Genomic DNA, 13,718 nt, shown 5'->3' with positions numbered 1-13,718 from the left:
CGAAGCTTCGGACGGCGGTCCGAAGCTCAGCCGATCTGGATTTTGGTGTCGGAAACGAACTGGTACGGCGGCACCGGCAGGTTCGCGGGCGCGGGCCCCTGGCGGATGCGGCCGGACGAATCGTACTGCGAACCATGACAGGGGCAGAAGAACCCGTCGTAATTGCCCTCATGAGCGATCGGGATGCAGCCGAGATGGGTGCAGATGCCGATCACGACCAGCCATTGCTCATGGCCGGACTTGACCCGAGCCTCGTCGGTCTGCGGATCGGGCAGGCTCGCCACGTTGACGGCGCGCGCCTCGTCGATCTGCTTCTTGGTGCGGTGGCTGATGTAGATCGGCTTGCCGCGCCAGAACACCTTGATGTCCTGTCCCTCGGCGACCGGGCTGAGATCGACCTCGATCGGCGCACCGGCGGCGATGGTCGACGCATCAGGATTCATCTGGGAGATGAAGGGCCAGAGCGCAGCTGCGCCCCCTACTGCTGCAGCCGCCCCCGTTGCAACGAATAAGAAATCACGGCGTGTCGGATGGTCCGCCGAAGACGCTGTCGTCACGATTCCAACCCTTTCTTCTTATGCTGCCGGCGGAACCGCTCCGGGAGCCCCCAAGGTCCCCAGAACAGCCTGCCGGCGCCCGCGGCCCCCCGCGGCGGCAGAACTTCACTCGTCCCCGCCAAAACAAGGCGAAAACAGCAGTCCAGAATCGTTCTATTGGCACCCTTGCCGGGCGAGCGCAAGCCCGCTAACGGCGGGGAAGCGTGCAATGCACGAATTCCCGCGCTAGCGATGTTTTATTGAGACATTTCCGGCCCGCGCCGACCCCGATACAGCCTAAGCACAGCCCATGCAGATAGCGCTTTTCCAACCCGACATCCCCCAGAACACCGGCACGATTCTCAGGCTCTGCGCCTGTCTGGGCGTGGCCGCCCATATCATCGAACCGGCAGGCTTCCCGGTCTCCGACCGGCATTTCCGCCGGGCGGGAATGGATTACCTCGATCAGGTCAGCATCACCCGCCACGATTCCTGGTCGAAATTCGAGGCGTGGCGTGCGGCCCAGGGCTGCCGCCTGCTGCTGTTCACCACCAAAGGGGCCACCGACTATCGCGATTTCCGTTACCAGACGGCGGACATCCTGCTATTCGGGCGCGAGAGCGCCGGCGTCACCGACGCGGTGGTCGAGGCCGCCGATGCGCGGCTGGTGATCCCGATCACGGCCGGGCTGCGGTCGCTCAATGTCGCCATGTCCGCGGCCATGGCCGCCGGCGAAGCGCTGCGGCAGCTCCGGAACCCCAAGGGCCCACAGGAAGGGCCCACAGGATTGAGGAGAGACGGTTGAGTTACGCGGTCAAGGAAATCTTCCTGACCCTGCAAGGCGAAGGCGCCCATGCCGGGCGCGCGTCCGTGTTTTGCCGTTTTGCCGGCTGCAATCTCTGGAGCGGGCGCGAGGCCGACCGTATGGATGCCACCTGCAAATTCTGCGATACGGATTTCGTCGGCACCGACGGAACGCTCGGCGGGCGCTATGCCTCGGCCGTGGAACTTGCCGACACCATCGCCGCGCAATGGACGGCCTCCACCGCCAACCGCTACGTGGTGCTCACCGGCGGCGAGCCGCTGCTCCAGGTCGACGACGCGCTGATCGACGCACTCCACGCCAATGGCTTCGAGATCGGCGTCGAGACCAATGGCACGATCGCCCCGCCCGCGGGGCTCGACTGGATCTGCGTCAGCCCCAAGGGCGGCAGCGATCTGGTGATCCGGCGCGGCCACGAGCTGAAGCTGGTCTATCCGCAGGCCCTCGCCGCGCCGGAGACTTTCGAGGATCTCGCCTTCGAGCGCTTCTCGCTGCAGCCGATGGACGGACCGGAGGTCACCGAGAACACCGCGCGCGCGATCGATTACTGCCTCAATCATCCGCAATGGCGGCTGAGCGTGCAGACGCATAAATCGCTCGGCATCAGATAGGATTGGTTTTCGAACAGATGTGGGAATTGACGAAATCGTTCCGCTTCGAGGCGGCGCACTCACTGTCGGGAACGACGTTCGGCGCCGCCAGCGAAGAGATCCACGGCCACTCCTTCCGCGCCGAGGTGACGGTGCGCGGCACGCCCGATCCCAAAACCGGGATGGTGGTCGATCTCGGTCTCGTCCAGCGCGCGATCGAGGACGTCAGGCTGACGCTCGACCACAAGTACCTCAACAAGATCGAGGCGCTGGGCACGCCGACGCTGGAGAATCTGTCGCGCTTCGTCTGGGAGCGGCTGGCCCATATCGGCAAGCTCACCCGAGTCAGCATCCATCGCGACAGTTGCAACGAGAGCTGCAGCTATTACGGTCCGCAAGGGTTGACGCGATGACATCTGCAATGGACCCCAATTTGATCGAAGACCGCAAGAGCCGCGCACGAACATGGTTCGAAGCCTTGCGCGACGACATCTGCGCGAGCTTCGAGCGGCTGGAGGATGACGCGCCGCAAAGCCTTTATCCGGGCAAGGCCGGCCGTTTCCTGCGGACACCCTGGCAGCGCACCGATCACACCGGCGCGGCCGGCGGCGGCGGCGTGATGTCGATGATGCATGGCCGCCTGTTCGAGAAGGTCGGCGTGCATTGCTCGACGGTGCACGGCGAGTTCGCGCCCGAGTTTCGCGCGCAGATTCCGGGCGCGGCGGAAGACCCGAGGTTCTGGGCCTCCGGCATCTCACTGATCGCCCACTTGCGCAATCCGCACGTCCCCGCCGTGCACATGAACACGCGCTTCGTCGTCACCACGAAAGCATGGTTCGGCGGCGGCGCCGATCTGACGCCGGTGCTCGACCGCCGGCGCACGCAGGACGACGCCGACAGCATCGCCTTCCACGCCGCGATGAAACAGGCCTGCGCGCAACCGAACGGCATCGCCGATTACGACAAGTACAAAAAATGGTGCGACGAGTATTTCCATCTGCCGCACCGCAAAGAGGCGCGCGGCATCGGCGGCATCTTCTACGACTGGCACGACAGCGGCGACTGGGACGCCGACCTCGCTTTCACCCAGGACGTCGGCCGTGCTTTCCGGAATATCTACCCCGAGATCGTGCGGCGCAATTTCGCGAGCGCCTGGACCGCTGATGACCGCGAGGAGCAACTGGTCCGGCGCGGACGCTATGTCGAATTCAACCTGCTCTACGACCGCGGCACCATCTTCGGGCTCAAGACCGGCGGCAATGTCGATTCGATCCTGTCGTCGCTGCCGCCGGAGGTGAAATGGCCATGACCGCGATGAAGCCCGCCATGACGCCGCTGCCGCGCGCCATGCTGATCGACATGGACGACACCATCCTGTCGGCCTATGGCCGGCCCGAGATCGCGTGGAATACGATCACGGCCGAGTTCGCCGAGGAGCTCGCGCCGCTGCCGCCGCATCAGGTCGCCACCGCGGTGCTGGCCTTCGCGCGAAACTTCTGGGCCAATGCGGAAGCCGCGTGGCGGCTGAAGCTTGCCGAGGCCCGGCACATCACCGTCAAGGGCGGCTTCGCCGCGCTCGCGGCGGCCGGCCACCGCGCCCTGCCCGACGACCTCGCCATTCGCCTCGCCGACCGCTTCACCACCTATCGTGAGGAGGAGATGTTCGTCTTCCCCGGCGCGCATGAGGCGATCGACCAATTGAAGGCGCTCGGCATCAAGCTCGCGCTGGTGACCAACGGCGCCGCCGACACCCAGCGCGCCAAGGTCGAGCGCTTCGAGCTGGCGCACCGCTTCCATCACATCCAGATCGAGGGCGAGCACGGTTTCGGCAAGCCCGAGGAGCGCGCCTATCTGCACGCGATGGAGGCGCTCGGCGTCACCGCCCAGGACACCTGGATGATCGGCGACAATCTGGAGTGGGAGGTCGTGACGCCGCAGCGCCTCGGCATCTACTCGATCTGGATCGACGTGCACGGCGACGGCCTGCCCGAAGGCTCGACCGTCAAGCCCGACCGCATCATCCGCTCGCTGACCGAGCTGGTGCCGGACCGGCTCTAACTGGTGCGCGAAGAAACAATTTCGAAAACAACCCCATGCACAGTAGCCGGCTGCTGCAAAATCAACGGCTTGCCGCAAACGCGGCAGATTGCGGATTTTGCGAAATCATTTGACCCGTCGGGCAAAACAGGCGCATGATGCCATCATCGCGGCGCATGGGACGGAAAAGCCCCTGCGCAACCCATCGAGCAGGTACCTTGTCTCCGTCATGGTCCCGCTCCCGGCCTGAGGCTCCATCATCGGCGTTTCAGCAGTCTGGTGGCGGATGCGCGCTGCCGCAGCACATCGACTGATCCGGCGATCCGTGATCGGCGTGTCATGCCGGCCTGCTAGCTTCTTAAGTCAATCAACCCGAAAGGACCATCCATGGAACTGAAAGCCGGCGATATCGTCATGCTGAAATCCGGCGGCCAGCCGCTGACCGTCGCGGACGTCAAAGGCGACGACGTCATCTGCCTCTGGATGGGCGTCGAAGGCGACTTGTTTCGCGAGACGCTGCCGCTCGCCGTGCTCGAGCGACTGGAAGAACTGGACGAAGACGACGAGGATGAAGACGAGGACGATGAAGACGAGGAGTAGGCACGCCTAACGCCGCGTCCTGATTGGATCGAAACGGAGTACTACCTCCGACGCGCGATGTCCGCTTATCCGCCGAGAACGGCGCGATAGCGGACATCGGCCACCCCCCACGGAAGTTACCGCCGAAGGAAAATACGGCCCGGAGACAGCCAGTCGTTCTCTCCACTGAAAGGAACTGGAAGCATTTCCACCGGCCGCTGGCGACGAAGCGAACGTCGTCACGCAACGCGCCAATGCCCCTTGTGAATATCGAACTTCACGGCGCCGTCGTCACGCATCTTCAGCAGGAGCGATTGACAGTCGTCTTGATTTTTTATGTTCACACGCTTCATGATTTCGAAAGTCTTCAGAGGCTTTTCGCGCAGGGCAATTAGAATCTTTTCTCGATCAGTCATTGGGGTTCCTTGCATCGGCATCGGCGACGGTACGCGTTGTACAGGTCGTCAGCAACGGGTCCGTTCGGTTGACGAGGTTCGTTCCGGGGCAGTGACGGCTGTCGCCGTGTCAGGCGGGCCGCTTTCGCCAAGATAGTGCCAAGATAGTTCCGGTCACCAAGATAGCCTCTCGATCAAAGCTCGGGAAAAAATGGCATCAACAGGAACGTTCAAGAAGCTCGCTGAGTTGAAAGTCATGCGCCTCGCACTCCGGACAAGGCCGCACCGCGCGGGCCTGGTCGAGGTCCAGCAAGGGGCGGAATATGCTCTCCAGCGTGCGCGGCACCGCCGCACGAGGATCGTGATGTACACGACTGCGATATACGATGAGCTGAGCCAGATAGAGCGCGATGTCGTCGAAGGAGAACGGCGACTCGCAGAGCAAGAGGCGCTGATTATCGAGATGAAGCGCCAGAACCAGGAGACAACCAAAGCAGAAGGCGAACTTGAACGGATGCGCATAGATCAGCGACGTCGCGATCAGGATCGACAACGTCTGCTCTCACGGCTGCAACCCTGAAACAACCGCCCCGCAATGACGCGGCACTCTCGCCGTAATTCTTCACCGACGCGACGAGCCCACGGGCGGAACCAAGCCGATTCGTCCTCCGACCGTTTCGCCGACGCAGGTCGGCATGTTGATTCAAATCAATTGTTGTCCAACCGCTTCGAAGTCAACTGCTGGCGATGTCACCCGGACGGGAGAGTCACATGTGGTTGCGGGTCATAGCGGCTGCGCTGAGCTTTACGACGGTTTCGGCTTTTGCCGTCTCTGACTGCCGGGTCACAGGCCATCCATCAGCGTTCGGTGTCGACATGACTGCCTACGTCGCGGTCAAGACGGGCGAAACGTGCAATTTCCCGATGCGAATTCCAGGCGTGATGAATAGCTCGGGCGTTTCCCGCAAGCCTGCACACGGGACGCTGAGGCAGCTTAACGTAACGACGTTCAGATACACGGCGACATCCGGATACAGGGGCAACGACACCTTTGCCATATATGGCGAAGGAAAAGGTCCGTACGGCTCGGGCAGATCGGTCATGACGGTGAACGCAACGATTGAATAGCAGTGATAGAACAGGCAGCGGCAACCGAACGACGCGGGAAGGCGGGGCAAGCCGTATGCCCGCTTCGGGTCACTCGGACCTCCCAGGAGCTGATGACAAACTTCTGCAATACGATAGGAACGATATCGCGCAATGCCGGATTGGTGCTTGCCGTTGGGGCAGCAATTCGCTAGCCATTCAGCGACCGGCTCCCTTTTCCAGGCGCCAGCTTTTTCCGGCGCCGTTCGGCTGACATGATGGAGTATCTCATGCGAATCGCCGTGCTGGTTGCCTTCATGGTGGCGGGGCTTGCTCCCGCGGCACACGCCGAGCGCGACTACCCCTGGTGCGTCTTTGGCGGAGAGCTCGGCGCTTCCGGCGAGTGCATGTATGAGACCCGAGAACAGTGCATGGCCTCGGCATCCGGACGGTGGAACACCTCTTGCGCTGTGAACCCGCGCGTGAGGTTCAGACCGCCGGCTCCGCCCCGGACGCGCTGATCACACGAACGCCGCGACGCGCTGAGCACGGCCGAACCATGCCGGATGGCGCACAAGGGCCACAAGCAGACACTAGCAGTGAGTGGCGAGCTGGGCCCAAGCCTGCGCCATCGGGTCGAAAACGGCGGGATTTTTCCGTACGGTGACTGCCCAGACTGGCATCGTGAACGTTGGATCCAGGCTCAAGACACGTTCGGCGGTTGATCTCGCCTCCTCAAGGCGACCAAGCCGGACGAGAGCGACCGTCAAAAGGACTTGCGGCACGCTAAAGGACGGATTTGCTTCGACGGCGTGAGCCGCTGCCTTGAGCGCCTCGTCAAAACGGTTGGCATGAAGCTCGGTCACCGCGATCGCCATATGAGCGATCAGCGTGTCTAACGGACTCACCGCCAGAGCGCGTTGCGCCAGTGTGAGGGCAATTTCCCCGTGGCCCATAAACGCATGAGCGAACGCGCTGTTTCCCAAAGCAACGACATTCGAATGACTGATGGACAGCGCACGGTCAAAGACCTCGAAAGCGCTACCGAAGTCGGCATCGGCAAACCAGATGACGAGGCCCGCAGCACCCAGTGCGGTCGCGTCATCACTTCTCGTGGCAGCGCGAGCATAACGGACCGCAGTCACACGGTCTTCCTCCTTCAGACCGCTCCGGCTAAATCTTATTTGAAAGCATCGTGCAAGCTGCGCTTGCGCTGCCAAATATTCGGGTTCCAGCTCCAATGCCTTCTGCAATAGCGGAATGGCTTCACCAGCGCCCGTCGGCATCGTCGTGCGCATCGAGGAGATCGCCCTCAACACAAGGTCATAGGCGTCGAGACTGTTGGGTCGCTCTCTTCGAACGCGGCTGATCTCGACTTTGCGCAAATTCGGTTCGAGAGCCCCGATCAGGCTCATCGCGATTGCATCCTGAACCTCGAAAATATCATCAAACCTGCGATCGTAGCGTTCAGCCCATAATGCGACACCGGTGTCGGATTCAACCAACCTCGCCGTGATTCTTATCCGATTGTCGGCCTTACGCACGCTTCCCTGCACAAGATAGCGGCATCCAAGCTTCCGCCCGATACTCGCCAGGTCGCCGGAGCCGGCTTCGAACAGCAAACTCGACGTGCTGCCGACTACTGACAGACCTGTGATACGTGACAGTCCGGTGATGATGTCTTCTACGATGCCGTCGGCGAAGTAATCCTGCCTCGAATCCCCGCTCAGATTGACAAACCGAAGAACGGCAACCGAGGTCCCGCGCGCCGGTGTATCTGTGGAGCTCCGATACGTCGGCATGTCTGATGCATTGTCGATCCCAACCAGGCGATAGCCTCGTCCCGGAACCGTGACGACGTACACGTGACCGTCGCTTCCGGGTTCGAGGGCCTTGCGCAGCGCGGACACATGCACCTGGATTGCGTTCTCCTCCACCACGCGGCTAGGCCAGACTTTCTCCATCAGGCGATCCTTGTTCACGACTTCGCCTGGGACCGAAGCCAGTTCGCAAAGGATATCGAGGGCCCGGCTTGAAAGCTTGACAGGCTGTTCCGAACAGGTCAGCCGCCGGTCGATTAGATCCAGCACGAACTTCCCAAATCGAACAGTGCCTCGATCCGGTTTCGGATTAAGTGTCATGCTTGTTCAGAACTCTTCAGACCCTGAAACAATGACCTTAAAGGCATCCCCTCCTAGTGTCCATCGAGCCTGACAAAACCGCCGCGTGGGCGGTCGGAGCGAGGAGACACCTTCATGCGCACCGCGAATTTGGCGCTGGGAATGCTTACAATCATTGCCCTGATGCTTACGGCGTTTCCGGGCAACGCCCAGTCGTGGCCGACCCGGGTCGTGAAGATCATCACGCCGTTTCCGCCGGGTAGTGGCGGCGACGTCACGGCGCGGCCCTTCGCCGAGAAGCTCGCGGAGCGATGGGGGAAGCCCGTCATCGTCGAGAACCGTCCAGGCGCTGACGGCATCATCGCCGCAACTGCAGTGCTCAACTCAAACGATGGGCATACTCTGCTTTATACAAACGGGGGGCCGCTCACGAGCAACCTGCTCACGCACCCGGGTAGCCTTCCATACAATCCCGATGATCTGCTGCCGGTCGCGGCCGCCGCCGAAGTCTATGTGGCTATAGGGGTGCCTGCCTCCCTGGCCACGACCTCGCTGTCTGAATTTGTCGCGCAGGCACGCCTCAAGCAGGGTCAGTTCAACTGGAGCGGAACTCCGGGCAGTCTCGACTATCTGGTGCCGGGGTTTTTGGAAGGCGCCGGCATTGATCTCCTGCGCGTCCCATACCGGGACGTGAGCCTGGCGATGCAGGACCTCTCGCAGGATCGACTCCAATTCTATGTTTCTGCCCTCGCGACCCAATTGCCGATGGCGCAAACCGGCAAGATCAAGATCATCGCGATTACGAACAGTCGGCGATCACCCTCCCTGCCAGAGGTGCCGACGGCGCGCGAGTCGGGCTTCCCGGACCTTGAGTACGAAGCGTTTCTTGGTTTTTTCGCGCCCCGCGGAATGTCAGCAGCGCTACGTGAACGCATCGGGGCCGACCTGCATGAAATCGGCGCGGCTTCGGATCTGGCGGGGCGCTTCAATGCGATCGGCATGCAGCTACGGGTAACCTCTCCGGCAGAGCTGCAAAAGATTGTCAAAGACGAGCGCGCGGCACTCGCCCGTTACACCAAGGCGGCGCCGCAATAGCGGGCGTGAAAACACTGAGCTAGGAGCTACCTTCATGACCTGCGAGCATCCGCGTACTGATCGGCTTTTCGCGATCGGCAGCGCCTATCGACAAGCAAAAATTCTACTTAGCGCGATCGAGCTCGGAGTCTTTTCGCAGCTGGCAACCGGCCCGCTTGATGCGGGGGAACTCACCCGCCGCATTCAGGTGCATAGTCGCGCAGCTCGCGACTTCTTCGATGCACTTGTCTCGATGAGTCTCTTGACGCGAGATGACAAAGGGCTATATCGCAACACTGAGGAGTGCGATCACTACCTTGATCAGGCGAAGCCAACTTATCTCGGCGCAAGCTTCGATCAGTACAACCGTCGCGAATACGGGATGTGGGGATCGCTGACGCAGGCGCTGCGGACCGGCAATCCTGCCGCCGAGACTCATGGTCAAGATCACTTCGGGTCATTGTACGCCGACGCGGCGAAATTCCGGACTTTCGTTACAGCAATGACTTCCGGCAGCTTGCTCGCCGCTCAAGGTATCGCTCAACAGTTTCCCTGGCGGAACCATGCGACGCTTTGTGATGTCGGCACTGCTCAGGGGTGCCTGCCGGTCCAAATTGCGTTGGCGCATCCTCACGTCCGTGCGGTCGGCTTCGACCTTCCGGCGCTGCGTCCGGCATTCGAGGAGTACGCACTCAGATGCAACGTCACCGACAGGGTGAGCTTCACGGAAGGCGATTTTTTCAAAGATCGGTTACCCCCGGCTGACGTTGTCGTGCTTGGTCGCGTCCTGCACAATTGGGACCTCGAGACCAAAAGGATGCTGTTGGATAAGGCCTATCAAGCAATCCCAAAAGGTGGATCCATTGTCGTCTATGACATGCTGATCGACGACGACCGACGCGCAAGCGCAACTGGCCTGCTCTCATCTCTCAACATGCTGCTTTGGACGTCGGGAGGGTTTGGATATACGGCAACGGAATGCACCGACTGGATGCGTTCTACCGGGTTCGTAAAGACTACCGTGCGCGATCTTCCAGGCGGAAACTCCATGATCATCGGTGAAAAATAGAATCGACGACGTAACTCTGTCGGGGTCCGCTCTGGGCCAAGCTACCATCGAAGCCCGCCCCCAAGGCTTACGCCCGTGTTGTCAAAGTCGACAACTGATCGGTGTCGTAACGGTCGCGGAGGTCGGAGAGAACCTCTGGATCCGGCGCACCCTGCGCCGCGAGTTTCGCAAGCTGTTCGAAATAGTGCTCGTGGCCGGGCGGGGAGACGGTCATCAGCACGCGGGCCGGTTTGTCACTGACATTGGTGATGTTGTGAGGGACCCCCGGCGGGATGAACAAATAGGTCCCCGGGCTTGCGCGCAGCGTCTTGTCGCGAACATGCCACTCACACTCCCCCTCGAGTAGATAGAAGGTCTCCTCCTGCACCCGATGAACATGCAGCCCGGTGGCGAAGCCCGCCGGGATCGTCCAGTCGAACATGCTCGTGTATTTGGTATCCTCGCCAGTGACGAGGAAAACCATGGGATGACCACGGAGCATGACGCCCTTCTTCTCGTCAGGCATACGAATGACAGCATCGGCGCTCATGACATTCCTCCATCGTCCAGGTGCGTGCTCCCACGGGCACTGAAGCAACATCGCCCATCTGTGTCGGAAGTCGTGAAACAGTTCCCAAAAATTTGCTAAAAGCATCGAATGGCAACGGCGGATCTCTACCAGTTCGGCCCGTTCCGCCTCGACCCGGAGGCGGGCATTCTCTACCATGGGGCCAGGCCCACCATGCTCGGGCAGCGCGCCGTCGCGCTGCTGCGGCTGCTGCTGGAGAACGCGGGCGTACCGGTTTCCAAGGATGCGCTGGTCGAGGCCGGCTGGGGCGGACTGGCCGTTGCCGACAACAATCTCACGGTGCAGATCGCCGCCCTCCGCCGGGTGCTCGCCGACGAGAAGGCCGATAGCTGGATCGAAACGCTGCCGCGCCGCGGCTATCGCTATGTCGGACCGCCCGTCGCCACCCATGGTCCGGATGCGTCACCTGCCGCCCGTGCGGCGTACGCACCGACGTTGCCCGACAAGCCGTCCGTCGCGGTTCTGCCGTTTTCGAACTTGAGCGGCGATCCCCAGCAGGACTACTTCGCCGACGGGATGGTCGAAGACATCATCACCGGCCTGGCCCGCATCAAGTGGTTGTTCGTCATTGCGCGAAACTCGACCTTGACCTACAGGGACCGTGCCGTGGACGTGAAGCAGGTCGGCCGCGAGCTCGGCGTGCGCTACGTTCTCGAAGGCAGCGTGCGCAAGGCCGAAGGCAGCGTGCGCGTGACGGGCCAGATGATCGACGCCTCGACCGGCGCTCATGTATGGGCCGAGCGCTACGACCGCAGCTCCGACGATATTTTCGCACTCCAGGATGAGATTGCGCTCTCGGCGGTGGGCGCGATTGCGCCGAGCTTGCGCCGTGCCGAAATCGACAGGGTCAAGCGGAAGCGCCCCGACAGCCTGGATGCCTACGATCTCGTTCTGCGGGCCCAGCTCGACGTCGATTCCGGGATGCCAGAGCAGGTGTCTCGAGCGCTCGTGCTGCTCGAACGTGCCATTGAACTCGATTCCACCTACGCGCTGGCACATGGCAACGCGGCGATGTGCCACCATTGCCTCTTCCTTCGCGTCGGCTTGCGGGAGACGAATCGTGCCGCTTCGATCCGACATGCCCGTTCGGCGATCCTTCACGGCCAGGACGACGCGACTGCGCTGGCGCTTGCGGGTTTTTCAATCGGCATGGATGGGCATGATCGCGACGCGGCTTTCACCGCATTCGAAGCCGCGCTTGCCGTCAGCCCCTCCTCGGCGCTGACCTACATCCTCGGCAGCGTCATTCTCGGATGGAGCGGAGAACCCGAGCGCGCCATCGAGTGGAGCGAGCGAGGCATGCGGCTCAGCCCGTTCGACCCGTGGGCTTTCGCCGCATTCGACGCGCAGGCGATGAGTCATTTGCTGCGCGGCCGCTACGAAGAGGCCTGTCGCGCCGCCTACAAGTCCGTTCAGGCCAATCCCGCACACAGCATCACCTATGTCCAACTGGCCGCTGCGCTTGCCAAACTCGGACGGCTGGATGAAGCGAGGGCGGCCGCGGAGCGGGTGCTCGAACTTCAACCGACCTTTCGCTACAGCCGCCAGTTCGCGGGCGTGAACTGTGCCCCGGCGCTTGCGGAAACTCTTGGCGATGCGCTGAAGACGGCCGGGCTCCCGGAGTAACGTGAAGTGGGAATGCGATGACCGCTTGGAGGCAAAATCCGGTCGATCCGCCAATAGCCAGGGGATGACAGCCAAAGGTTGGCATGGGGCCCCGCGCGCGTGATGCCAACGATGTGACCAATCGTGAACCCGCTCATCGCTGGAGCGACGTGACCTGTTTCCTATTTAGGCAGGGGGCGGCTCTCGATTGGAGAAGAAGCAATGCGTTCTATTTTGGCGTTGAGCCTTTTGATTAGCCTCGCGGGCGCTGCGAACGCGGCTACGGTGCACCATTCGCACCGGTCGCATGTTGTTGTTCGTCCCGCCTCGGACCCCGCCTGGAGTTCGGCCTACGCACAATCCGCGCCGCCGATGCACTACGGGCCCGCACCCGACCAAGGCCAAAGTGAACCGTATTTTGGCGCTTCGCAGGGTTACGCGCCGGGCGAAAAGGAGCGCTTTCTCCACAGTGTATTCAGCCCATGAGCGCCCGTAGCCGGCAAATCACCAACATCTCGTCGGCGATACCTTCGAGAGAAGACCTCGGGGCGATCTGTCAGGTGCGTTGACGCTCCGCGGCCGGGGCACGAATTCCGATTGGAGCCGGCTCATCCAGGCGATGAGTTGCCTCGCCGCCACCGAGATTATCGCCAGCCCGCCGGTGACATGGCGACGTCGAGGATCGCGGAGTGAACATGCACCGGCATTCGCCCGACGAAAGCTTTTGCCAGGAACGCGCGCATTGTCACTGACAATTGCCATTTCCGGTCAATGACAATGCAACAGTTCAAATCAGCAAGTCATGAGGCGTAGCTATAACGACATGATGCAGACCGCTATTGCCGTGGTCGGCCGCGTGTCCGTCCAGTGCATTGGGGAGTATATTGACGATGACCTCGAGGTTCTCCTGACCGGGCGGAACGTGCGGATGATTCAGCTCTTCAGGCTCAGCTACCGCGACGGGAGTGGAGGGAGTTACCTCGCTATCGAAGCGGAATACCAGTTCTTGATCCGCGGCGTTTGCAGAGGTCGAGGATAAATCGTGCCCCGAATTGCCGTGCTCCACGACGGCCGGCTCTGTGGTCTGCACTGCCGCTGACACGCTCGCAGTGTCCGAAGCCGCAGCGTGGTTCTCGGCGCCTTTGCCGACGCCGTTGCCCGGTGCGGAATCAGCTTCAGTCGACTCCATGGCTGCCGCCTGTGCAGACCCTGGCTCCGAAGCGTGCTCCGAGTTAC

Annotated in this window: 16 protein-coding genes and 1 pseudogene; 11 read left to right on the top strand and 6 right to left on the bottom strand. The window is 61.9% G+C overall.

The genetic code is table 11. The features are described 5' to 3' along the window. Positions 1-26: 26 nt before the first annotated feature. Complete coding sequence (gene petA, locus NR187_RS24260; protein WP_128924114.1) at positions 27-557, bottom strand: ubiquinol-cytochrome c reductase iron-sulfur subunit; 531 nt, start codon at positions 555-557, stop codon at positions 27-29. Between the two features lie 289 nt (positions 558-846). Between petA and NR187_RS24255 the strand changes: the two genes are divergently transcribed. The 6 genes from NR187_RS24255 (at position 847) to NR187_RS24230 (ending at position 4,586) form a co-directional block, all read left to right on the top strand. Beyond that, a complete protein-coding gene (locus tag NR187_RS24255) occupies positions 847-1,341 on the top strand; it encodes a tRNA (cytidine(34)-2'-O)-methyltransferase (protein ID WP_256807918.1) in 495 nt (164 codons plus the stop codon). After that, positions 1,338-1,970 (top strand): 7-carboxy-7-deazaguanine synthase, encoded by a 633-nt coding sequence (gene queE / locus NR187_RS24250; protein WP_211386822.1) that lies wholly within the window; start codon positions 1,338-1,340, stop codon positions 1,968-1,970. Before NR187_RS24255 ends, queE begins: the two co-directional genes overlap by 4 nt. Before the next feature lie 17 nt (positions 1,971-1,987). Next, positions 1,988-2,362 (top strand): 6-carboxytetrahydropterin synthase, encoded by a 375-nt coding sequence (locus tag NR187_RS24245; RefSeq protein WP_211386834.1) that lies wholly within the window; start codon positions 1,988-1,990, stop codon positions 2,360-2,362. 8 nt (positions 2,363-2,370) lie between these two features. Beyond that, positions 2,371-3,258: an oxygen-dependent coproporphyrinogen oxidase gene (hemF, locus tag NR187_RS24240; protein WP_211386835.1), complete on the top strand. Its 888-nt coding sequence runs from the start codon at positions 2,371-2,373 to the stop codon at positions 3,256-3,258. After that, complete coding sequence (locus tag NR187_RS24235; RefSeq protein ID WP_256807917.1) at positions 3,249-4,007, top strand: HAD family hydrolase; 759 nt, start codon at positions 3,249-3,251, stop codon at positions 4,005-4,007. The genes hemF and NR187_RS24235 overlap by 10 nt, the downstream gene beginning before the upstream one ends. A 366-nt stretch (positions 4,008-4,373) precedes the next feature. After that, positions 4,374-4,586, top strand: a complete 213-nt coding sequence (locus NR187_RS24230; protein WP_211386824.1) for a DUF2158 domain-containing protein — start codon at positions 4,374-4,376, stop codon at positions 4,584-4,586. 218 nt (positions 4,587-4,804) lie between these two features. On the opposite strand, the gene NR187_RS24225 is transcribed toward NR187_RS24230, so the two are convergent. Next, on the bottom strand, positions 4,805-4,981 hold the full coding sequence (locus NR187_RS24225) for a hypothetical protein (protein WP_211386825.1): 177 nt from the start codon (positions 4,979-4,981) through the stop codon (positions 4,805-4,807). Between the two features lie 196 nt (positions 4,982-5,177). Continuing rightward, positions 5,178-5,513 carry a hypothetical protein gene (locus NR187_RS24220; protein WP_211386826.1) on the bottom strand — a complete coding sequence of 112 codons (336 nt, stop codon included), beginning with the start codon at positions 5,511-5,513 and terminating at the stop codon, positions 5,178-5,180. A gap of 218 nt (positions 5,514-5,731) precedes the next feature. Between NR187_RS24220 and NR187_RS24215 the strand changes: the two genes are divergently transcribed. Further along, complete coding sequence (locus NR187_RS24215; protein WP_256807916.1) at positions 5,732-6,088, top strand: hypothetical protein; 357 nt, start codon at positions 5,732-5,734, stop codon at positions 6,086-6,088. Between the two features lie 233 nt (positions 6,089-6,321). Continuing rightward, on the top strand, positions 6,322-6,567 hold the full coding sequence (locus NR187_RS24210; protein WP_306235709.1) for a DUF3551 domain-containing protein: 246 nt from the start codon (positions 6,322-6,324) through the stop codon (positions 6,565-6,567). A gap of 72 nt (positions 6,568-6,639) precedes the next feature. Here the strand turns inward: NR187_RS24210 and NR187_RS24205 are convergent, their stop codons facing one another. Further along, the gene (locus NR187_RS24205) at positions 6,640-8,187 is read right to left on the bottom strand and encodes a winged helix-turn-helix domain-containing protein (protein ID WP_256807914.1); all 1,548 of its coding nucleotides are present in this window, start codon (positions 8,185-8,187) and stop codon (positions 6,640-6,642) included. A 114-nt stretch (positions 8,188-8,301) separates the two neighbouring features. Here NR187_RS24205 and NR187_RS24200 point away from each other — a divergent pair, with 114 nt between their 5' ends. Next, positions 8,302-9,261: a tripartite tricarboxylate transporter substrate binding protein gene (locus NR187_RS24200; protein WP_256807913.1), complete on the top strand. Its 960-nt coding sequence runs from the start codon at positions 8,302-8,304 to the stop codon at positions 9,259-9,261. A 34-nt stretch (positions 9,262-9,295) separates the two neighbouring features. Beyond that, positions 9,296-10,309 (top strand): acetylserotonin O-methyltransferase, encoded by a 1,014-nt coding sequence (locus tag NR187_RS24195; RefSeq protein ID WP_256807912.1) that lies wholly within the window; start codon positions 9,296-9,298, stop codon positions 10,307-10,309. 67 nt (positions 10,310-10,376) lie between these two features. Here NR187_RS24195 and NR187_RS24190 read toward each other — a convergent pair whose 3' ends face one another. Then, complete coding sequence (locus NR187_RS24190) at positions 10,377-10,838, bottom strand: cupin domain-containing protein (protein WP_256807910.1); 462 nt, start codon at positions 10,836-10,838, stop codon at positions 10,377-10,379. A 108-nt stretch (positions 10,839-10,946) separates the two neighbouring features. On the opposite strand from NR187_RS24190, the gene NR187_RS24185 reads away from it, so the two are divergent. After that, a complete protein-coding gene (locus NR187_RS24185) occupies positions 10,947-12,503 on the top strand; it encodes a winged helix-turn-helix domain-containing tetratricopeptide repeat protein (protein ID WP_211386830.1) in 1,557 nt (518 codons plus the stop codon). Between the two features lie 597 nt (positions 12,504-13,100). Here the strand turns inward: NR187_RS24185 and NR187_RS24180 are convergent. Next, positions 13,101-13,219: pseudogene (locus tag NR187_RS24180) on the bottom strand (sulfite exporter TauE/SafE family protein); the annotation flags it as partial. Positions 13,220-13,718 lie beyond the last annotated feature (499 nt).

Source organism: Bradyrhizobium sp. Bra64, from assembly GCF_024519875.1.
GTDB classification, from domain to species: domain Bacteria; phylum Pseudomonadota; class Alphaproteobacteria; order Rhizobiales; family Xanthobacteraceae; genus Bradyrhizobium; species Bradyrhizobium japonicum_G.
Note: the sequence above shows the minus strand (reverse complement) of the source record. Positions and strands in the feature narration are given on the sequence as shown.